This window comes from Arthrobacter sp. B2060 (assembly GCF_059090445.1).
Genome location: NZ_JBNHFR010000002.1, coordinates 226,134 through 245,378 on the forward strand (window position 1 = coordinate 226,134; position 19,245 = coordinate 245,378).

At 66.5% G+C, this 19,245-nt stretch carries 17 protein-coding genes and 1 riboswitch; of the genes, 12 read left to right on the top strand and 5 right to left on the bottom strand.

Annotation, left to right across the window (positions count from 1 at the left end; genetic code table 11):
* Positions 1-25: 25 nt before the first annotated feature.
* The 5 genes from tdh (at position 26) to AC5RUM_RS05805 (ending at position 5,611) form a co-directional block, all read left to right on the top strand.
* The gene (gene tdh, locus AC5RUM_RS05785; RefSeq protein ID WP_494034052.1) at positions 26-1,072 is read left to right on the top strand and encodes an L-threonine 3-dehydrogenase; all 1,047 of its coding nucleotides are present in this window, start codon (positions 26-28) and stop codon (positions 1,070-1,072) included.
* Positions 1,073-1,129: 57 nt separating this feature from the next.
* Positions 1,130-2,326, top strand: a complete 1,197-nt coding sequence (locus AC5RUM_RS05790) for a glycine C-acetyltransferase (RefSeq protein ID WP_494034053.1) — start codon at positions 1,130-1,132, stop codon at positions 2,324-2,326.
* Positions 2,327-2,353: 27 nt separating this feature from the next.
* The gene (locus AC5RUM_RS05795) at positions 2,354-3,457 is read left to right on the top strand and encodes an NAD(P)/FAD-dependent oxidoreductase (RefSeq protein WP_494034054.1); all 1,104 of its coding nucleotides are present in this window, start codon (positions 2,354-2,356) and stop codon (positions 3,455-3,457) included.
* A gap of 11 nt (positions 3,458-3,468) precedes the next feature.
* On the top strand, positions 3,469-4,698 hold the full coding sequence (locus tag AC5RUM_RS05800) for an amidohydrolase family protein (RefSeq protein WP_494034055.1): 1,230 nt from the start codon (positions 3,469-3,471) through the stop codon (positions 4,696-4,698).
* Between the two features lie 103 nt (positions 4,699-4,801).
* Positions 4,802-5,611, top strand: coding sequence for a DeoR/GlpR family DNA-binding transcription regulator (locus AC5RUM_RS05805; RefSeq protein WP_400577951.1), 810 nt, complete (start codon positions 4,802-4,804; stop codon positions 5,609-5,611).
* Between the two features lie 43 nt (positions 5,612-5,654).
* Here AC5RUM_RS05805 and AC5RUM_RS05810 read toward each other — a convergent pair whose 3' ends face one another.
* Positions 5,655-6,311 (bottom strand): histidine phosphatase family protein, encoded by a 657-nt coding sequence (locus AC5RUM_RS05810; RefSeq protein WP_494034056.1) that lies wholly within the window; start codon positions 6,309-6,311, stop codon positions 5,655-5,657.
* Positions 6,312-6,431: 120 nt separating this feature from the next.
* Between AC5RUM_RS05810 and AC5RUM_RS05815 the strand changes: the two genes are divergently transcribed.
* Positions 6,432-7,211 carry a CPBP family intramembrane glutamic endopeptidase gene (locus AC5RUM_RS05815; protein WP_494034057.1) on the top strand — a complete coding sequence of 260 codons (780 nt, stop codon included), beginning with the start codon at positions 6,432-6,434 and terminating at the stop codon, positions 7,209-7,211.
* A gap of 101 nt (positions 7,212-7,312) precedes the next feature.
* Here AC5RUM_RS05815 and AC5RUM_RS05820 read toward each other — a convergent pair whose 3' ends face one another.
* Positions 7,313-7,951 (bottom strand): VOC family protein, encoded by a 639-nt coding sequence (locus AC5RUM_RS05820; protein WP_215050555.1) that lies wholly within the window; start codon positions 7,949-7,951, stop codon positions 7,313-7,315.
* A 187-nt stretch (positions 7,952-8,138) separates the two neighbouring features.
* Positions 8,139-8,254, top strand: a riboswitch (SAM riboswitch).
* 12 nt (positions 8,255-8,266) lie between these two features.
* Here AC5RUM_RS05820 and metX point away from each other — a divergent pair.
* The 3 genes from metX (at position 8,267) to AC5RUM_RS05835 (ending at position 12,270) form a co-directional block, all read left to right on the top strand.
* Positions 8,267-9,439: a homoserine O-acetyltransferase MetX gene (metX, locus tag AC5RUM_RS05825; RefSeq protein ID WP_494034058.1), complete on the top strand. Its 1,173-nt coding sequence runs from the start codon at positions 8,267-8,269 to the stop codon at positions 9,437-9,439.
* Between the two features lie 227 nt (positions 9,440-9,666).
* Entirely contained in the window at positions 9,667-11,049 is a 1,383-nt protein-coding gene (locus tag AC5RUM_RS05830; RefSeq protein WP_494034059.1) for an MFS transporter, read from the top strand.
* A gap of 102 nt (positions 11,050-11,151) precedes the next feature.
* The gene (locus tag AC5RUM_RS05835; RefSeq protein ID WP_494034060.1) at positions 11,152-12,270 is read left to right on the top strand and encodes a zinc-binding dehydrogenase; all 1,119 of its coding nucleotides are present in this window, start codon (positions 11,152-11,154) and stop codon (positions 12,268-12,270) included.
* Positions 12,271-12,325: 55 nt separating this feature from the next.
* Here AC5RUM_RS05835 and AC5RUM_RS05840 read toward each other — a convergent pair whose 3' ends face one another.
* Positions 12,326-13,225, bottom strand: a complete 900-nt coding sequence (locus AC5RUM_RS05840) for a LysR family transcriptional regulator (protein WP_494034061.1) — start codon at positions 13,223-13,225, stop codon at positions 12,326-12,328.
* A gap of 139 nt (positions 13,226-13,364) precedes the next feature.
* Here AC5RUM_RS05840 and mmsB point away from each other — a divergent pair, with 139 nt between their 5' ends.
* From mmsB to AC5RUM_RS05855, 3 genes are all read left to right on the top strand, one after another.
* Positions 13,365-14,267, top strand: coding sequence for a 3-hydroxyisobutyrate dehydrogenase (gene mmsB, locus AC5RUM_RS05845; RefSeq protein WP_494034062.1), 903 nt, complete (start codon positions 13,365-13,367; stop codon positions 14,265-14,267).
* Between the two features lie 76 nt (positions 14,268-14,343).
* Positions 14,344-15,828: a CoA-acylating methylmalonate-semialdehyde dehydrogenase gene (locus tag AC5RUM_RS05850; RefSeq protein WP_494034063.1), complete on the top strand. Its 1,485-nt coding sequence runs from the start codon at positions 14,344-14,346 to the stop codon at positions 15,826-15,828.
* A gap of 143 nt (positions 15,829-15,971) precedes the next feature.
* Positions 15,972-17,426 (top strand): HNH endonuclease, encoded by a 1,455-nt coding sequence (locus AC5RUM_RS05855; protein ID WP_494034064.1) that lies wholly within the window; start codon positions 15,972-15,974, stop codon positions 17,424-17,426.
* A 13-nt stretch (positions 17,427-17,439) separates the two neighbouring features.
* Here the strand turns inward: AC5RUM_RS05855 and AC5RUM_RS05860 are convergent, their stop codons facing one another.
* Positions 17,440-18,006: a hypothetical protein gene (locus AC5RUM_RS05860; protein ID WP_494034065.1), complete on the bottom strand. Its 567-nt coding sequence runs from the start codon at positions 18,004-18,006 to the stop codon at positions 17,440-17,442.
* A gap of 62 nt (positions 18,007-18,068) precedes the next feature.
* The gene (locus AC5RUM_RS05865; protein ID WP_494034066.1) at positions 18,069-19,205 is read right to left on the bottom strand and encodes a winged helix DNA-binding domain-containing protein; all 1,137 of its coding nucleotides are present in this window, start codon (positions 19,203-19,205) and stop codon (positions 18,069-18,071) included.
* Positions 19,206-19,245 lie beyond the last annotated feature (40 nt).

Consider the following 19,245-nt stretch of genomic DNA (forward strand, 5'->3'; position numbering starts at 1 on the left):
GTGCATGCCAAACGTAAGGAAGCCAATGAAGGCTCTGTACAAGGCCGGCGCGCAAGCCGGGTTCGAGCTCGTTGACCGTCCGGAGCCTGAAGCCGGCTCCGACGACGTCAAGATCCGGGTTCTGACCACCGGCATCTGCGGCACGGACCTGCACATCCAGTCGTGGGACGCCTGGGCACAGAGCATCATCCAGGCGCCCCTCATCGCCGGGCATGAGTTCTACGGCGAAGTCGTTGAAATCGGGGAAGACGTTCGGGACGTCAAGGTAGGGGACCGGGTTTCCGGCGAGGGGCACATCGTCTGCGGCATCTGCCGGAACTGCCGGGCCGGCCGGCGGCAGATGTGCATCCACACGGTGAGCGTGGGCGTGCAGCGGGACGGCGCCTTCGCCGAGTACGTGGTCATCCCGGAAACCAACGTGTGGGTCCACCACGATTCCTCCGTGACCCCGGAACTCGGGGCAATCTTCGACCCCTTCGGCAACGCGGTGCACACGGCCCTGAGCTTTCCGCTCGTAGGCGAGGATGTACTCATCACCGGCGCCGGACCCATCGGCCTCATGGCCATCGCCGTGGCCCGCCACGCCGGAGCCCGCAAGATCGCCATCACGGACGTCTCGGCGCCGCGCCTGGAGCTGGCCCGGCAGCTCGGCGTCGACCTGGCCATCGACGTCTCGACGACGCGTGTCCGGGAGGCGCAGAGCGAACTGGGCCTGCGTGAGGGCTTCGACATCGGACTCGAAATGTCCGGCCACCCCACGGCACTGCCGGAAATGATCGACAACATGAACCACGGCGGCCGCATCGCGATGCTGGGCCTGCCTAGCCAGCCGATCGACATCGACTGGGGCAAGGTGGTCACCCATATGCTGACCCTGAAGGGCATCTACGGCCGCGAAATGTTCGAGACCTGGTACGCCATGAGCGCCATGCTGTCCTCCAATCCCAGCCTGCACGCCAACATCTCCGCGGTGGTCACGGACGTGCTGCCGGCCGCGCAGTGGGAGAAGGGCTTCGACATTGCCCGTGCAGGCGTCGGCGGCAAGGTTGTGCTCGACTGGTCACAATTCTGAGCAGCCCCTGATCCCATCATCACCCCACGAGACTTTCGACGAGCCGAGGAGCCCACTATGTATTCAGCAATCAAGGACCAGCTGCGCAGCGAACTGGATGAGATCCGGACTGCCGGCCTCTACAAGACCGAGCGGCACATCGATTCCCCCCAGGCCAACCGCATCGACGCAGGCCAGATCGGGCAGGAGGCCTCGCCGGTCCTGAACTTCTGCGCCAACAACTACCTCGGCCTGGCCGACCACCCGGACATCATCGCCGCGGCCAAGTCCGCCATGGACGAACGCGGCTTCGGCATGGCCAGCGTCCGGTTCATCTGCGGCACCCAGGACCTCCACCTGCAGCTTGAAGCCCGCGTGTCCAAGTTCCTCGGCACGGAGGACACCATCCTGTTTTCCAGCTGCTTCGATGCGAACGGCGGAGTCTTCGAGTCCCTGTTCGGTCCGGAGGACGCCGTCATCTCCGACGCCCTGAACCACGCGTCGATCATCGACGGCATCCGGCTCTGCAAGGCGCAGCGGTTCCGCTACGCCAACCAGGACATGGCCGACCTCGAAGCCAAGCTCCTGGAGGCCGGGGGAGCCCGCCGCAAGATCATCGTCACGGACGGTGTTTTCTCCATGGACGGCTACCTTGCGCCGCTGGAGGCTATCTGCGACCTCGCCGAAAAGCACGATGCCCTCGTCATGGTGGATGACTCCCACGCTGTGGGCTTTATGGGTGCCACCGGGGCGGGAACCCCCGAACACGCCGGCGTCTCTGACCGCGTGGACATCTACACCGGCACCTTCGGCAAGGCACTCGGAGGGGCGTCGGGCGGCTATGTCTCCGGCCGCCGTGAAGTGGTGGCGATGCTCCGGCAGAAGGCCCGCCCCTACCTGTTCTCCAATTCCGTGGCCCCGGCCATCGTGGCTGCCACGATCAAGGCACTCGATCTCGTGGAGACCTCCGGCGAGCTGAGGGCCCGCCTGTTTGAGAATGCAGGGCTGTTCCGCCGCCGTATGACAGAGGAGGGCTTTGAGCTGCTCGACGGCGAACACGCCATTGTTCCGGTGATGTTCGGCGACGCCGTCCAGGCAGCGAAAGTGGCAGACGAGATGCTCCGAAACGGGGTCTTTGTCACGGCCTTTAGCTTCCCTGTGGTGCCGCGCGGGGCAGCCCGCATCCGAGTGCAGCTGTCAGCGGCGCACAGCTCCGACGACGTCGAAACGTGCGTCCGGGCGTTCGTCAAGAGCCGGAACGCGGTAGCCGGATAGTTCCCGTCCGTCTGCAAGGATGGAGCCATGACAGCAACCTATGACGTGGTCATTGTCGGCGGCGGGATCGCCGGCCTGTCCTTGGCGTCCACCCTGGCAGGCAGCTGCAGCGTGGCGCTGGTCGAGGCCGAGCAGCAGTTGGCGTACCACACGTCCTCCCGCTCGGCCCGGCAGCTGATACCCAGTTTTGGCCCGCCTGTTGTCCAGGAGCTGACGGTGCGCACGCTGGAACTGATCTCGGCGCGGGACGCCGCCCTTCCCGTGCCCGTGCTGGCCGCGCGGAGCTTCATGCTGGTCGGCGACGAGGAAACCGTCAGGTCAGGATCCAGCAGCCGAATGAGAATGATCAGCCAGGCCGAAGCGCTGGAGCTGTGCCCGGTCCTGAAGCCCGGAAGCTTCTCCGCGGCAGGCCTGGATAATGGCTCCTTCGCCTGCAACGCGCCGGTCCTCCTGGAGGACCACCGGGCGCGGGCCGAGGCGGCGGGCGCGGACATCATCACGGGTGCCCAGCTCCATTCTGCCCAGCGCCTCGGCAGCGGGTGGGAGATCGGTGCAGGGCAGGAGGCGTTCCAGGCCGGCGTGCTCGTCAACGCGGCGGGGGCGTGGGCGGACGAGGTAGCGGTCATCAGCGGGGTGGAAAAGCTCGGCCTCCAGCCGTACCGGCGCACCGCGGCGATTGCCGCCGTCGGGCATTCCCTCCCTGAGGGAACCCCCATGGTGGCGGCAGCGGACGACTCCTTCTACTTCCGCAGGGAGGGGGAGGACGTCCTGATCTCGCCGTCGGAACACGTTGCCAGCGCAGCGGAGGACGCTCGGCCGTTCCCCGGCGACGTGGAGCGCCTGATCGCCCGGCTCAATTCCCTGACGACGCTGGGCATCAGCGCCGTACGGACCGCATGGACCGGCCTGCGCACCGAAGCGGCCGACGGCGTCCCCGTGGCGGGCTTCGACGCCGAAGCGGCGGGCTTCTACTGGCTCGCCGGCCAGGGCGGGTACGGGTTCCAGACGTCGTCCGCGATTGCCGAAATCGCCGCTGCCCAGATACTTGGACACAGCACCGGCGGGGGCCCGGGTCCGGAATCCCGGACAGCAGAGGCGCTGGCAGCGACGCGGTGGTCCATCCGGCGCTGAAGAATGGATTCATGAGCACCCTACTTACCAATATCGGCGAACTGATGACCCAGGACCGCGAACAGCGTGTATTACGGAACGCGGCCATGGTGATCGAGGGGGAACGGATCGCCTGGCTCGGAGCCGCGGCGGAAGCGCCGGCGGCGGATGACTCTTACGATGCCGGCGGCCGCGCCGTGCTTCCCGGCTGGGTGGACTCGCATACGCATCTGATATTCGCCGGTGACCGAACCGCGGAATTCGAGGCCCGGATGGCCGGGGAGAGCTACAGCGCCGGCGGCATCGCAGTCACCACCGGAGCCACCCGCGGCACCGGGGACTATGACCTCACGCGGCTTGCACTCGGCCGGGTGGCGGAGGCGGTCTCGCAGGGCACCACGTATCTGGAGACGAAGACGGGGTACGGCCTGGATGTGGAGCAGGAGGCACGGAGTGCACGGATTGCGTCCACGGTGGCCGACGAAGTCACCTACCTCGGGGCGCACCTGGTACCCGCGGGGATGGATGCCGACGAGTACACGGACCTTGTCTGCGGGGCGATGCTGGAAGCAGTCCGCCCGTACGCGCAGTGGGCCGACGTGTTCTGCGAACGGGGCGCCTTCACCGAGGAGCAGTCGCGCCGCGTCCTGCAGGCCTGCCGCGCCGCCGGCCTCGGGCTGCGCGTTCACGGCAACCAGCTGGGCCCCGGAGCGGGCGTCCGGCTCGCCGTCGAGTTCGGCGCAGCCAGCGTGGACCATGTGAACTACCTGTCCGACGACGACGTCGACGCGCTGGCCGCCAGCTGGTCCGGCGCGGGCACTGGTTCCCGCGGCACTGGTTCCCGCGGCGCTGGTTCACGTGGCACGGTGGCAACCTGCCTGCCGGCCTGCGACCTGTCCACCCGCCAGCCGCTCGCGCCCGCGCGGCGGCTCCTGGACGCCGGAGTGCCCGTGGCGCTGGCTTCGAACTGCAACCCCGGGACGTCCTACACAAGTTCCATGGCATACTGTGTGACCACCGCTGTGCTGCAGATGGGACTCAGCGTGCACGAAGCCGTCCGCGCCGCGACGTACGGCGGCGCCCTGGCGCTGGGGCGTGAGTCCGGGAACGACGCCGACGGCGAACGCGCGGTGGGGTCGATCGCCGTCGGGCACCGGGCGGACCTGCATGTGCTCAACGCGCCGGCCGCGACGCACCTGGCCTACCGCCCGGGAATGCCGCTGACGCACGCCGTGTGGCGGGCCGGAGTGCGGGCCCGGTAGGACCGCGAGTCCAGCCGCCCGGGTGACGTTAGGTGATCGTTTGCCGTCTGTTACAATCAGAAAACGTCAATTCTGACGGCAGTTTGATCACCGAGAGGCTAGCATGACCCGCACCGACCGACTGACGGCGATCCTGGATCTCCTTGCCAAAACCGGGCAGGTGGAGGTGGACGAAATCGTCACCCGGCTCGGAGTTTCGCCGGCCACGGCAAGGCGGGACCTGGACAGCCTGGCCAAGCGGCGGCTGCTGACCCGGACCCGGGGCGGCGCCACCACGGGCGCGCTGGCCTACGATCTCCCCGGACGGTACAACCGCGACGACCATGCGGCAGCCAAGCAGGAGATCGCCCTCGCTGCCTCCGCCCTCATCTCGCCGGGCATGGTGATCGGGCTCTGCGGCGGCACCACCAGCACCGCCCTGGCCCAGATCCTGGCAACCCGTGAGGACCTCAACTCGCCGTCCAACCAGCCCACCCTGACGGTGGTCACCAACGCCATCAACATCGCCGGCCAGCTGGCGGTGCGGCCCAACATCAAGGTCATGGTGACCGGCGGCATCCTCAATCCGCGCTCGTACGAACTCGTGGGGCCGTACACAGACATCATCATGCAGAAGGTGGTGCTGGACATCGCTTTCATCGGCGTCAACGGCATCGATCCGGAGGTGGGCCCCACCAACACCGGGGAAGGCGAGGCATCCGTCAACGCGCTGCTGGCCAGCCGCGCCAGCGTGTCCTACGTGATTGCGGACTCGTCCAAGGTGGGCCGCCGCGCCTTCGCCACCATGGACGGCTACGCGTTCACGCGGCTGATCACCGATTCCGGCATCTCCGCCAAGGACAAGGCCGCCTTTGAAGCGATTGGCACGGAAGTCATCGTGGCGCCGGAAACGCCGCGGACACGGCAGGCCTAGGAAGCCGGGGTCCCAGAACACCGCGCCTCAGAGCACCACGGGCTTAGAACACCACCGGCGGGGCGTCGAGGACGGTCTCGTCCACCCGGCGCTCCACCCATTGCGTGAACGGCTGGTCGAGTTCGTACTTGCCGTCTCCGGTGCGCACCAGCATCCGGATCTCCGCGTTGTCCGGGTTGTTCAGCGACTCGAAGTACTCCACGGACCAGTGGAACCAGCGCATGCAGAACAGGCGCATCGTCAGGCCGTGCGTGACCAGCAGGGCGTTGGGGGAGTAGTCCGGCTTGGCCCAGTGCCGGTAGAGCGTCTCCATGAATGACGAAATGCGGTCATAGACATCCGAACCGGACTCGCCCTCGCGGAACCGATAGAAGAAGTGGCCGTACGCATTGCGCAGCTCTTTTTGGTCCTCGATGTCGCCGGAGATCTGGAAATTGGCCCAGTCCTGCTCACGGAGCCGGGGTTCCTCGATCACCCGCTCCGTGAGCGGGCCCAGATCGAGTGCTTCCAGCGTCTGGTAGGCGCGCAGGTAGGGCGAGACGTACACGCTCACCTGCTGGCCGTCCAGCTCGCGCCGGATGCGTTCTCCGGCGGCCCTGGCCTGGTCCACACCCAGAGGTGTCAGCGGAATGCGGTAGTCGGGCACCCGGTTGTAAATGGACGTGTCGGCATTGGCGGCGGACTGGCCGTGCCGGATCATGATAATTTTCCCGGGCGCACTCATAGTTTCCCAGCATAGGGCCAGCCTCGTACCCAACAGCGGCAGATACGTCCGGAAGCCCATCAGGCAAGTACCAGCAACTGCAGGCAAGATAGGAACATGTTGGTTCCTTCCCGCCGTCGTCTGCGGATCGAAATCTGGATCGTCCTGGGGCTGTCCCTGGGGCAGTCGGCCGCCTACTCGGTGGTGCAGCTCCTGGATAAGATGAGCCAGGCGCCGCTCGCCCAGGGCACGTCCACACTGAACCGTTCGCAAAGCACGCGCGAGTATTTCGATCTGACCTACCAGCTCCTGGACATCATCTTCGCGCTGGTGCCCGTTCTGCTGGTCCTGTACTTCATGACGGAGCAGCGGCAGCCCAAGGCCGGGACAGGCAGTGACAGCGGCTCGGCATTCCGGAAGCTCGGCTTCAACTTCGCCCGCCCCGGGCGTGACCTGCTCCAGGGACTGGGGCTGGCGGCGCTGATCGGCATTCCCTCACTGGGCCTCTATGCCGCGGGCCGGGCGCTGGGTATTACGACGGCGATCATCCCCAGTGCCCTGGACGCGTACTGGTGGACGATTCCCGTCCTGATTCTTTCCGCGGTGCGCCACGGCATCGTGGAGGAAGTGATTGTGGTGGGGTATTTGCTGGACCGCCTCGGGAAGCTCGGCTGGTCGGTGCCGGTGGCGATCTTCGTCAGCTCCATGCTCCGCGGCAGCTACCACCTGTATCAGGGCTTCGGGCCGTTCATCGGCAATGCGATCATGGGCGTGGTGTTCGCTTGGATCTATACCAAAACCCGGCGGGTGATGCCGCTGGTCATCGCCCATGCGCTGCTGGACATAGTGGCCTTCGTCGGCTTCAGCCTGTTCGGAAAGAGCATCGGCCTGGGGTAGGGAAATAATTCGGCCGCCATCGGTGGGTGGCGTCGTTGGCACCCGCTGATGGCGGCCGAAGTGTAGTGGCAGCGTGCAGTTGAAGCCTGCTGCCGGGCGCGTCAGATGGTGACGGCGCCTGCTGCGGTTTCAAACGTGACGGACAGAATGCCCGGCGTGCCGTGCGGAGCCACCCAGTTGACGGCAACATCCTCCAGCGGCCGTTCGACAGGCTCGCCGAGCCACTCGGTGACCCGTTCGGCGGAGCCTGCGATGGTGAGGCTGGACATCTTGACATTGCTGTCATAGGCGTTGGACGGGTGCAGGGAAGGATCGCCCTCCCACTTCAGCATGTACGGGACCTGCGGGTCCGCAATGAGGCCCAGGATGCCGATCTGCTTCCACACGAGTTCGCGGCCATCCGGGAACTTGCGGTTGCCGTTGACTGCGGCGCGTCCCAGACGCTCCTCGAACGGGGCGAGGTCGTCCACTTCGACGCACCAGCCCATCCAGCCGCCGCCGGCGGCAGAGCGTGCGCGCACGGCCTGTCCGAACGGGGCTTTGTCCGACGCCGGGTGGTCCAGGACCTCCACGACCTCAAGGTATTTGTGTCCCGCGAGCGGGATAATCATGTTTCGCGTTCCGAAACGGGGGTGTACCCCGCCCTTCACGGCTTCAACGCCGAGGGCGGACGAAATTCGTTCAGTGGTGGCCGCCAGGCCATCGTGTTCACAGGCGTAAGAGACGTGATCCATGCGCATGCCCTCATCTTGGCATCTTGTGACGCGGCTCTCAGCTAAGGGTTGCCTAACCCGTTTGGGCTATGTGCGGAAGAGCAGATTTCCGAGATCTGCCCTGGTGCCCGCCGCCAGCGTTCAGGGCCCGCTGGAGTCACATAGCCGTCACAATCTTCGCGCGGAGCGTGGGCCCTTTCGTAAGCTTGGTCCAGGTCATGAGTGCCAGCGACAGCCCCGGCTTGCTGGCCGGCAACCCTCCTTCCGCGGTGGGGTGCCCCGGGTGAAGACCTGGCCTGCCGGCCAGTTGGCGGCGGGCAAGCGCGTAGAAGAGGTATACCGATGACGATTTCCGTTACCCGCACCGATGTGCCGGAGGGCCGACTTCCCCACGGCACAGTGCTGGACAACCGCACTCTGGACGGCCGGGTTCCCGACGGCACTGTGCAGTATGCCAACATCGGCGGCATCGAGCTCGAGGCCGGCGGATTCCTCCCCGACGTCACCCTTGCCTACGAAACATGGGGGACGCTCAACGCGGACGGCTCCAACGCCATCCTGGTGGAGCACGCACTCACCGGCAGCACCCATGTGACGCGGGGCGGCGGGGACGAGGAAGGCTGGTGGGAGCAGCTTGCCGGACCGGGCGCGCCGGCGGATACGGACAGGTTCTTTGTCGTCTCCATTAACATCCTGGGCGGTTGTTACGGATCCACGGGCCCGGCGTCGGCCGCCCCCGACGGCAAGCCGTGGGGCTCGCGCTTCCCGCTGGTGACCCTCCGGGACTCCACCGTTGCCGAAGCGCGCCTGGCTGACCAGCTCGGCATCAGCAGCTGGTTTGCCGTTGTGGGAGGTTCCATGGGCGGCGCCCGCGCACTGGAGTGGGCGGTCACCTTCCCCGACCGGGTGCGCCGCTGCGGCGTGATCTCCGCGGGCGCGAGCAGCACTGCCGAACAGATCGCCTTTGCGCAGGCGCAGACCCTCGCGATCCGCCAGGACCCCAACTTCAACGGCGGCGACTACTACGGGGGCCCGATCCCCGAAGCCGGGCTGGCCCTCGCCCGCCGGATCGCCCACATTACTTACCGCTCGGCGCACGAGCTGGACTTCCGGTTCGGCCGGAACGCCCAGGACAGCGAAGCTCCACTGCAGGCGGATGCCCTCGCGGACCGCGGCCGGTACCAGGTGGAAAGCTACCTGGACCACCAGGGGAGCAAGCTCGTCCAGCGCTTCGACGCCAACAGCTACATCGCCATTACCGAAGCCCTCATGAGCCACGACATCTGCCGCGGGCGCGGAACCCTGAAGGATGCGCTGGCGCGGACCACGGCGGACTTCTTTGTCGCCGCCGTCGACTCGGACCGGCTGTATTTCCCGTCCCAGTCACGTGAACTCGCCGACGCCCTCCCCGGTGACGTGGACGTCCATGTCATCGAAGCGCCGATCGGCCACGACGGCTTCCTCACCGAGATCGGGCAGCTCAGCGCCCAGCTCCGCGGGCATTTCTCAGCCTGATCACCAACCTGAACTCCCGCTCCCGGGACCGGCTCCGACGCCGCAGGGAATGGCTCTAGGGCCAGTTGACTGTGCATTTATGCAGATGCGCCCTGCACTATTTGTCGTTGAGCTTGCAGCAGGGGCAGACCATACTCGTTGGAAACGGCGGCCAGTGGCACACATCACAGGTCCGTCAGAGCCTGGTCCCATGTGGTGTCGACGAAGACGCCGAAGGAGTTCACAAAATGAGTACGGAAAACCCGGCCGCAAGCCGCGTAGAGGAAACCGATGTCAAGGCGTCGGGCCTGAAGAAAGTCGTTACGGCGTCCATGGCCGGCACGGTGGTTGAGTGGTATGAGTTCTTCCTCTATGCCTCCGCGGCCACCCTGGTGTTCGGCAAGATGTTCTTCCCCAATTCAGGGACGGAGCTGGACGGCATCATCGCGGCGTTCGTCACCTACGCCGTGGGCTTCGTGGCCCGGCCGATCGGCGGCATCGTGTTCGGCCACTTCGGTGACAAGTTCGGCCGCAAGCAACTGCTGCAGCTGAGCATCATCCTGGTCGGTGTCTCCACGTTCCTCATGGGCTGCCTGCCCACCTTCGCCCAGATCGGTTACTGGGCCCCGGCGATGCTGGTGTTCCTCCGCTTCGTCCAGGGCTTCGCCGTCGGCGGCGAATGGGGCGGCGCCGTGCTGCTCGTTGCCGAGCACAGCCCCAACAAGTCCCGCGGATTCTGGTCCAGCTGGCCGCAGTCGGCCGTTCCGATGGGGAACCTGCTGGCCACTGGCGTGCTCTTCACCCTTTCTTCCACGCTCTCCCAGGAAGCATTCCTCGGCTGGGGCTGGCGCGTGGCCTTCTGGCTGTCTGCCGTGATCGTCATCATCGGCTACTACATCCGCACCAAGGTCCAGGACGCACCGATCTTCCTCGAGGCCCGCAAGGAAGTCACCGTCGAGAAGAAGGGCTACGGCGTCGCCGAGGTCTTCCGCCGCTACCCGCGCGGCGTCTTCACCGCCATGGGCCTGCGCTTTGCCGAGAACATCCTGTACTACCTCGTGGTGACGTTCTCCATCACCTACCTGAAGGTCGTCGTGCAGACCGACACGTCCCGGATCCTGCTGCTCCTGCTGGTGGCGCACTTCATCCACTTCTGCACGGTCCCGCTGGTCGGCAAGCTGTCCGACGCCTTCGGCCGGCGTCCCGTCTACATGGCCGGCGCCATCCTGGGCGGAACCTGGGGCTTCTTCGCCTTCCCCATGATGGATACCGCCAATGACCTCATCATCCTCGCCGCGATCACCATCGGCCTGATGTTCCACGCCCTCATGTACGCCGGCCAGCCGTCCATCATGGCCGAGATGTTCCCGACCCGGATGCGCTACTCCGGCGTTTCCCTGGGCTACCAGGTGACGTCCATCGTGGCCGGTTCCATGGCCCCGATCATCGCCACCTCCCTGCTGGGCAGCTTCAAGTCCTCCACCCCGGTGGCGCTGTACCTCCTCGGGGCCTGCATCGTAACCCTGATCTCGGTGTACTTCCTCAAGGAAACCCGCGGCATTTCACTGCACGACGTCGACGCCGCCGACGCCCAGGGCACCGCCGACCTTCTGGCCGCCGGCAAAAAGTAGCCACCAGTAAGCAAGCACAACAGCCAGCCCAGCTGCCCGGACCCGCGACCACGCAGGCCCGGGCAGCTGCGTGCCGGCAATCCACCGAAGGCAGGAATTTCCATGCGAGCAGCTGTCCTCTATGCCACCGTTCCCTCCGGAACCCGCTACGCCGAAGCCCGTCCACTCCTCGTGCAGGAATTGGACCGGCCCGCACCCCGGGCGGGGGAACTCGGCGTCGCCATCACCTATTCGAGCCTGTGCCACTCTGACCTGTCCGTGGTTGACGGTTCCCGGGTCAGGCCGCTTCCCATGGCACTCGGGCATGAAGCAGTCGGGCGGGTCGAAGCCGTGGGCGACGGCGTCACGGACGTTTCGGTGGGGGACCACGTTGTGCTGGTCTTCGTCCCCAGCTGCGGCGCCTGCCGGGCCTGCAAGGCCGGGCGTCCCGCCCTGTGCCACCGTGCCGCCGACGTCAACGGGTCAGGTGACCTCCTGCATGGTGAGGCGGTGCTCCGGGCCCCTTCCGGCGAACGGATCAACCACCACCTGGGCGTCTCCGCGTTTGCAGACTATGCCGTCGTGGCCCGTGAATCGGTGGTGGTCATTGACGACGACGTCCCGGACACGGTTGCCGCGATGTTCGGTTGCGCCGTGCTCACCGGAATGGGGGCGGTCCTTAACACGGCAGCTGTCGACGACGGCCAGTCGGTGGCCGTTTTCGGCCTCGGTGCCGTCGGTCTCTCCGCAGTAATGGCGGCGGCGCTCGCCGGCGCCGCGGCCGTGATTGCGATTGACCCGAACGCCAGCAAGCACCAGCTCGCCCTGGACTGCGGTGCCACCGCCGTCGGCACGCCTGAGGAGGCCGCGCGGCTGATCGCGGAGGCCACCGGTGACGGAGTGGATACCGCCATCGAAGCAGTGGGTTCCGCCCGCGTGATTGCCTCCTGCCTGGAGCACGTGACGCGCGGCGGTGCCGTGGTCTCCGTGGGGCTGCCGCACCCCTCCGCAGAACTGACGGTGCCGGCCCTGCAGTTCGCCGGTGCGGGCAAGCGTCTGCTGGGCTCCTACATGGGCGATGCCGTGCCCGAGCGGGACATCCCCCTCTACCTGGGGTACTGGCGTGAGGGCCGGCTGCCCGTTGAGCTGCTGCATACGGATACCAAGCCGCTGGAAGAGATCAACGAGGGCCTAGATGCGCTCACCGCGGGAGAGGTGGTCAGGCGGCTGTTCCGCGCCTGACGGCTGTCACACGCCTGTCACCTTTTTGCAGGCTGGCCGCTTCAGGCAGACGGCGTCAGGCCGTGAGCACGTCCTGGCGTTCCTGCACCTCGTCCTTGAGGGCCGCGAGGACGGCCTGCACCCTGCCGGACCTCAGCGATTCGGGCCGCGCCACCGCCCAGACGGCGAGCTGGCGCTGGAAGTCGTCCGGAAGCACCGGCACGAAGTCGGGCCTGCCTGCCACCATGAAATTCGGCAGCAGGCCGATGCCCGCACCCCGGCGCACCGCCTCCACCTGGGCAAAGATGCTCGTTGCCTGGAAGCTGGACTTCGGCATGGGCAGCTGTGAAGCCCGGTGGCCGAGCTCGGCCACCTGGAGCGCCGATTCAACGTAAGACACAAAGCCGTGCTGCCCAACGGCGTCGAGCGTTTCAGGCAGGCCGCGCTCTGCGGCATAGGCGGGGCTGGCATAGAGCCGCAGGAAGTAGTTGGACAGGAAGATCGGCTGGGCGTTGCTGACATCGGTCCGGCCCACCACGATTTCAAGATCCACGCCGGACCTGTTCTGGCTGACCTTCCGGGTGGCGCTGAGCATCTCCACATTCAGCTGCGGATTCCGGCGCTGGAGGCGGACCAGCGCGGGGGCCACGAACTCGGCGCCGAACCCGTCCGACGTGCTGATCCGCACCAGGCCGGAGAGCGCGTTCTTGTCCTGGCCGGTGAGGCCCGAGAGTGAACCAAGGGTTTCTTCAATGGCTTCGGCCGCCGCTACCGCCGAGGCTCCGAGCTCTGTCAGTTCCCAGCCATGCGGGCTTCGTTCGAGGGTCCGCCCGCCCAACTGCTTGTCGAGCGCCATGATCCTGCGGGAAATCGTGGTGTGAGTTGTGCCCAGCGTCTCCGCGACGGCGTTGAACCGCCCCAGGCGGGCGACGGTCAGCAAAATCAGCAAATCGTCCGGACTTGGAAGCCGACGCACGTGGCGTCCTTTCAGCCAATGTGCATCAGTGCACATACCATCTGTAATTTTTCCCCTTGATTGCACTCTAGCAGGGTGTGATGGTTGACAGAGATCTTCCGGCCCCGGCGGCCGGACCCAAAGCAAAGGAGCTTGCGCCATGGCAGTAGTCGGTTGGATCGGTCTGGGGAACATGGGCGGCTCCATGTCAGCAAATCTGGCGAAGGCCGGGCACGACGTGCGCGGATTCGACCTCAACCCGGCTGCTGTCGCCGCCGCACAGGCAGGCGGAGTGAAGCCCGTGCAGAGCATCGCCGAAGCGGTGGACGGCGCCGACGTCGTCTTCACCATGCTCCCCAAGGGCGAGCACGCCAAGGCCGTCTACCTTGGCGCAGACGGGGTCCTGGCCCATGCCGATACCCGCACGCTCCTGGTGGATTCGTCCACCATCGATATCGCGTCCGCCCAGGAACTGCACGACGCCGCCGCTGCCGCGGGCTTCCGCTTCGTGGATGCCCCCGTCTCGGGCGGCATGAGCGGCGCGAAGGCCGGAACCCTCACGTTCATGGTGGGCGGGGAAGAGGGCGCGGTGGCTGACGCCACCGGCTACATCGGGCCGATGGCCTCCAACATCATTCCCACCGGCGGTGCCACCACCGGCCAGGCAGCCAAGATCTGCAACAACCTGATGCTCTTCATCAACCTGGCGTCCACGGCTGAAGGTGCCGTACTGGCGGACCGGCTTGGTCTCGACAAGCAGGTGTTCTGGGACATCGCATCGGTCTCCTCGGGGGACAGCTGGGCCCTGCGCACCTGGTATCCCGTGCCCGGCGTGGTCTCCACCGCCGCCTCCAACAACGATTTCGCGCCGACGTTCACCACCGAGCTTGCCAACAAGGACATCGGCCTGGCCATCAGCGCGGCGGAGGACACCGGAACGCCGTTGGAAATCGGCAAGCACGTCCAGCAGCTGTTCCAGCAGCTCATTGACGCGGGGGAGTCGGGCAAGGACTGCTCCATGATCATCAAGCTCGTGGACGGTTCCCTGCAGCCCGCCAAGTAGCCGCCCGGCACCCCGTATTTACCAGGCACGCACCATTACCGTGCCCCCAAGAATCTGCGTAAGAAAGAGACACCCCATGGAAACCATTCCCCATTTCATCAACGGCAGCCGTGTCAGTGACGCCGACCGGTTCGGCCCCGTCTTCAACCCCGCCACCGGAGAGCAGGAGAAGGAAGTGGCGCTGGCCTCGGCCGCCAGGGTCGAGGAGGCCATCGCGGCCGCCAAGGCTGCGCTGCCCGCGTGGCGGGCCACGAGCCTCGCGAAGCGCACCAATATCTTCTTCCGGGTCCGCGAAATCCTGACGCAGCGCAAATCCGAGCTCGCGGCCATTCTGACAAGCGAGCACGGCAAGGTGCTCTCCGACGCCGAAGGTGAGATCTCCCGCGGCCTCGAGAACATCGAGTTCGCCACCGGACTGTCCCACATGCTCAAAGGTGAGCGGTCAGAGCAGGTCTCCAGCGGCGTCGACGTTCACTCGGTCCGGCAGCCCGTCGGCGTCGTGGCGTGCATCACGCCCTTCAACTTTCCGGCCATGGTGCCGCTCTGGATGATCGGCAGTGCACTGGCCTGCGGGAACACCGTGCTGCTGAAGCCCAGCGAGAAGGACCCGTCCTCAGCCGTCTTTATCGCAGAGGTCTTTGCCGAGGCCGGATTGCCGGCCGGGGTGCTGAACGTGGTGCAGGGCGACAAGGAGGCCGTCGATGTGCTGCTTGAACATCCGGACGTGAAGGCCGTCAGCTTCGTGGGTTCAACGCCCATTGCCCAGTCGATCTACAAGCGCGCGGCAGATCATGGCAAGCGCGTCCAGGCGCTGGGCGGCGCCAAGAACCACATGGTAGTTCTTCCCGACGCCGACCTGGACATGGCGGCCGATGCGGCCATCTCCGCAGCCTACGGTTCGGCGGGGGAGCGCTGCATGGCGGTCAGCGTGCTCGTGGCTGTCGGCAACATTGCCGATGACCTGGTGAAGGCCATCACGAGCCGGATGGCCGACCTTAAGATCGGTCCCGGCACCGACCCGTCGTCGCAGATGGGGCCGCTGATTACGGCGGAGCACCGGGAGCGCGTGGCATCGTATGTGGCCGGCGCGGAAGACGAAGGCGCAACGGTCGTCGTCGACGGGCGCTCGCAGCAGTTCGATTCGAACGGCTTCTTCATCGGCGTCAGCCTGGTGGATCACGTCAAGCCCGGCATGAAGGTGTACGACGACGAAATCTTCGGCCCGGTCCTTTCCGTGGTGCGCGTGGACACGTACAGCGACGCCGTCCGTCTGGTCAACGAGAACGAGTTTGGCAACGGGGTGGCCATCTTCACCCGCGACGGCGGCGCCGCCCGGCAGTTCGAATTCGACGTCGAGGCCGGCATGGTGGGCGTCAACGTGCCGATTCCCGTCCCGGTAGGCACCTTCTCCTTCGGAGGATGGAAGAACTCCCTGTTCGGCGACACGCACATGTACGGCCCGGACAGCATCCGCTTCTACACGCGTGGCAAGGTGGTCACCACCCGCTGGCCCGATCCGTCCACGTCCGTCATCGATCTCGGGTTCCCGCAGGTCGACTAGCCGCCAGACCGAACACCACCTGGCCTGGAGCAGGACAGCCCGCAGCAGGACAGCCCGCGTCCCGCCGCTGACAGCGGCGGGACGCGGGCTGTCGCTGCTTCACGGCCGCTAATAATGTCGGTGCCCACTGAAAGACTGTCCTCATGGAAGGCAACGGCGGGCCGGATAAGGCTCTGGCGGCAGCAGCGGGTGGTGGGGTCACGGTCAGGGATCTGGCCGTGTTCCTCGCCGCTGTCCAGCCGTGCGCCGACAGCACTGCCCTGATTGACCAGTTGCGGGACCTGGAGGATCTGAAGTCGGCTGCAGCCGCGTTGCAGGCCCGCGTTGCGGTGGCGTTTGATGTGCTGCAGCGCCGGGAGCAGGCCGGGGCCGGGCTGCCGGCGGATGAGCTGGGTCAGGGTGTCGGGGCGCAGATCGCGCTGGCCAGGCGGGAGTCTCCGACCCGCGGCGGCCGCCTCCTGGGCCTCGCGAAGGCGTTGGTGACGGAAATGCCGCGTACTCTCGGAGCCCTCGAGACCGGGGAGTTGAATGAGTGGCGGGCTACGTTGCTGGTGCGCGAGACGGCGTGCCTGTCCGCGGCGGACCGGTGTGCTGTGGATGAAGAGCTCGCCCCGGACACCGGGGCACTTGCGGGCGTGGGCGACCGGGCCCTAATTGCGGCGGTGCGGGCTGCCGCCTACCGGCTGGAGCCACACTCGGTGGTGAAGCGGGCCAGTCATGCCGTGACCGAGCGGCGAGTCAGCCTGCGGCCAGCGCCAGACACGATGACCTACTTGACCGCCCTGCTGCCCGTAAAGGCAGGAGTGGCAGTGTATGCGGCGCTGAGCCGCTATGCCGACACAGCACATTCTGGTGGAGATGAGCGCTCCCGGAGCCAGATCATGGCCGATGCCCTGGTCGAGCGGGCCACCGGCACGCCCGGCGGAGTCACCGGCGTCGAGATTCAGGTGATCATGACCGACCGGACCCTCTTCCAAGGTGACAGTGAACCGGCCCGCCTTTCCGGCTACGGCGTGGTCCCGGCAGCCTGGGCAAGGGAGACCCTGCAGCATGCCGGCGGCACTGCCGCCGATGATCCGGCCTTCCGTCTGTGGCTGCGGCGGCTGTACACCGCCCCGGGCAGCGGCGAGCTGGTCGCCATGGATTCGAGGGCCAGGCTCTTTCCGGCCGGGCTGCGGCGCTTCATTCAGGCTCGTGATGACACCTGCCGCACCCCCTACTGCAATGCTCCGATCCGCCACCACGACCACGTCATCCCGTGGCATGACGGCGGGACCACCAGCTCGGGCAACGGCGCCGGACTCTGCGAGGCCTGCAACTACACCAAGCAAGCTCCTGGATGGTCAGTGAAGCCCCTGCGTGGGGATGCCGGAGCCGGAGCTGGGGCAGCGGGCACCGGCAGATCGAGACATACACTCCAGGTCAGAACTCCCACCGGGCACAGCTACCATTCCACCGCGCCACCGCTGCCGGGAACACTGCTGGTGCCGGGAACGCAGTTTGACGTGAGCAGGGAAGAAACCCGGCAACGACGTGAACAACGCCGGCGGGCTAAATCGCTCAGACGCGTGCGGGCGGAAACGGCGCGAGCGGCCTGAAGCCAGTCCCCGTCTAGCCGTTCATGATGTCGTTGCGACGGGACATGTACTCCTCCATGGAGATTTCCCCGTTGCTGTATTGCTGATCGAGTTCTGCCAGTTTGCGCGCGCGGTAGCCCTGCGGTGCGGATGGCGGCGGGGGAGTCGCCGGGCCGGTTTCTGGCTGCGGGCGTGCCTGCTGGGGCTGTGGCGGGTTCGCGCGGTAATCAGGGCTGTCCTCATAGGGAACGCTGCCGGGCTGCCCGTACGGGGTTCCGGGCTGAGGGTACTGGCCGGGCGCCGGGACCTGGCCAGCCTGCGGGAACTGGGGGTACGGCGTGTTCGAGTACGGCTGGTCCAAGGGCGGAAGCTGTTCCCGGTCACGGGTCGGCGGAAGGCCAAAGCCGCCGCTCATATAGTCCTGCTGGGTGTAGCCGTCCCGGGGTGTGTTCTTTGGCCTGCCTTGGCCGGGAAACCCGCCCGGATTCTGCCCGTGGAAGTTCCCGTCCTGCTCCCGCCGTTGGACCGACCTCCGGTACATGCGCAATCCAATGGGAATCAGGAGCGACAGAATAATGATCCAGAAAAACAGATTGTTCATAGCGGTGCCGGGCCTCTCATGGGTGTCAATCCAGCTTAGTCCCCGAAGCCCTGGGTGGACGGTCAGCGCGTTGTCGGCATCCGGAGGAACGCTCCGTATCTTTCCACGGCGTTGTCCAGCCCCGCACTCGGGGCCTTGTCCGGCCATATCCGGACATCAAGTTCGCATCTCTGACTGGGTGATCCGGGCCGGAGTATGCGATGCCTCCATGCACCGGCCATGCGGCCGTCCAGAAGGATTACATGCATCGGATCGCCGTTATACGGAAAGGCAGGTCCCTTGCCGCCCAGGTAGCCGCGCGAGGCGGAGTACCCCATGACGTATTCGTCGTAGCACTGGATCAGATCAATGCGCCCCATGGAGCCATCATCATCTTGGGCGGGGAAGGCGTGGCTGAAGGGCCGGGCGAGCTCCGCATTGAAGTGGAACGCGACGCCGTCGATCTCCACACTCTCGAGGGCGGAAGGGTTGTCTTCCAAGGCCAGTGCCAATCCGAGTCGGACGTCAGCCATGGTCATCCCGGACCAGTCTGCGCAGTCCTTGACGGTGGCAGGGCCGCGGCTCCGGAAGTAGCGCAGCGCCAAGGCAGCGAGGGACTCGTCCCTGGACAGCACCTTGGCCGCGGCCAATCCGACCCGTTCGTCGAACGCGGCGTATGTCTGCCGGAGCGCGCCCGAGGCGCTGCGGACCGGTGCTCCGCTGACGACCACACCGTTGATCTCCGCGTGCATGATCAGGTACGCGAGGGCCAGGCCGCGGGCGGCGAATCCAGCATGGTCCAACTCAACCGCGAGCTGCTCACGTGTCAGGTGCCGGCCGCCCGCCACTGCGGCAGCGAGCACGTCCGCGCTCCGGGCTGCTGCCGCGGCATCAATCCCTGTCTGGCGGTAGGTGGCGGCATTGGCCTGGTGCAGGCGCGGGGCGGAGAGCGCCCGAAGCCACGGCAGGTCATCGCGGTGTACAAAATGCCAGGTGGGCCGCAGGATGTGCGTCCGGAGGATCTGTCCGTCAGCGACTGCCTGCTCGATGTCGTTCGCGGTTGCGCCGGCGGTTCGCTGGGCAAGCGACCAGCGGGCATAGGGAAACTCCTGGGCCTGGACGGCCAGCAGGTTCTTCAGGGCATCCTCCGCCGAGGCTGCCACGGGGTCGCGCAGCTGCTGGCTTGCCAACCGGGTGCGTACAACGGCCTCCGAGTCCACGTTCACATCCTGCCTTTCCCGGGCCGGCCGCGCCAGCGTA

Excerpts from the sequence above, each read along its gene's own strand:
- AC5RUM_RS05855 (WP_494034064.1), top strand. The coding sequence starts at position 15,972 with ATGGAAGGCAACGGCGGGCCGGATAAGGCTCTGGCGGCAGCAGCGGGT.
- AC5RUM_RS05835 (WP_494034060.1), top strand. The coding sequence starts at position 11,152 with ATGCGAGCAGCTGTCCTCTATGCCACCGTTCCCTCCGGAACCCGCTAC.
- AC5RUM_RS05830 (WP_494034059.1), top strand. The coding sequence starts at position 9,667 with ATGAGTACGGAAAACCCGGCCGCAAGCCGCGTAGAGGAAACCGATGTC.
- tdh (WP_494034052.1), top strand. The coding sequence starts at position 26 with ATGAAGGCTCTGTACAAGGCCGGCGCGCAAGCCGGGTTCGAGCTCGTT.
- AC5RUM_RS05790 (WP_494034053.1), top strand. The coding sequence starts at position 1,130 with ATGTATTCAGCAATCAAGGACCAGCTGCGCAGCGAACTGGATGAGATC.
- metX (WP_494034058.1), top strand. The coding sequence starts at position 8,267 with ATGACGATTTCCGTTACCCGCACCGATGTGCCGGAGGGCCGACTTCCC.
- AC5RUM_RS05805 (WP_400577951.1), top strand. The coding sequence starts at position 4,802 with ATGACCCGCACCGACCGACTGACGGCGATCCTGGATCTCCTTGCCAAA.
- AC5RUM_RS05795 (WP_494034054.1), top strand. The coding sequence starts at position 2,354 with ATGACAGCAACCTATGACGTGGTCATTGTCGGCGGCGGGATCGCCGGC.
- AC5RUM_RS05800 (WP_494034055.1), top strand. The coding sequence starts at position 3,469 with ATGAGCACCCTACTTACCAATATCGGCGAACTGATGACCCAGGACCGC.
- AC5RUM_RS05850 (WP_494034063.1), top strand. The coding sequence starts at position 14,344 with ATGGAAACCATTCCCCATTTCATCAACGGCAGCCGTGTCAGTGACGCC.
- AC5RUM_RS05810 (WP_494034056.1), bottom strand. The coding sequence starts at position 6,311 with ATGATCCGGCACGGCCAGTCCGCCGCCAATGCCGACACGTCCATTTAC.
- AC5RUM_RS05815 (WP_494034057.1), top strand. The coding sequence starts at position 6,432 with ATGTTGGTTCCTTCCCGCCGTCGTCTGCGGATCGAAATCTGGATCGTC.
- AC5RUM_RS05820 (WP_215050555.1), bottom strand. The coding sequence starts at position 7,951 with ATGCGCATGGATCACGTCTCTTACGCCTGTGAACACGATGGCCTGGCG.
- AC5RUM_RS05860 (WP_494034065.1), bottom strand. The coding sequence starts at position 18,006 with ATGAACAATCTGTTTTTCTGGATCATTATTCTGTCGCTCCTGATTCCC.
- mmsB (WP_494034062.1), top strand. The coding sequence starts at position 13,365 with ATGGCAGTAGTCGGTTGGATCGGTCTGGGGAACATGGGCGGCTCCATG.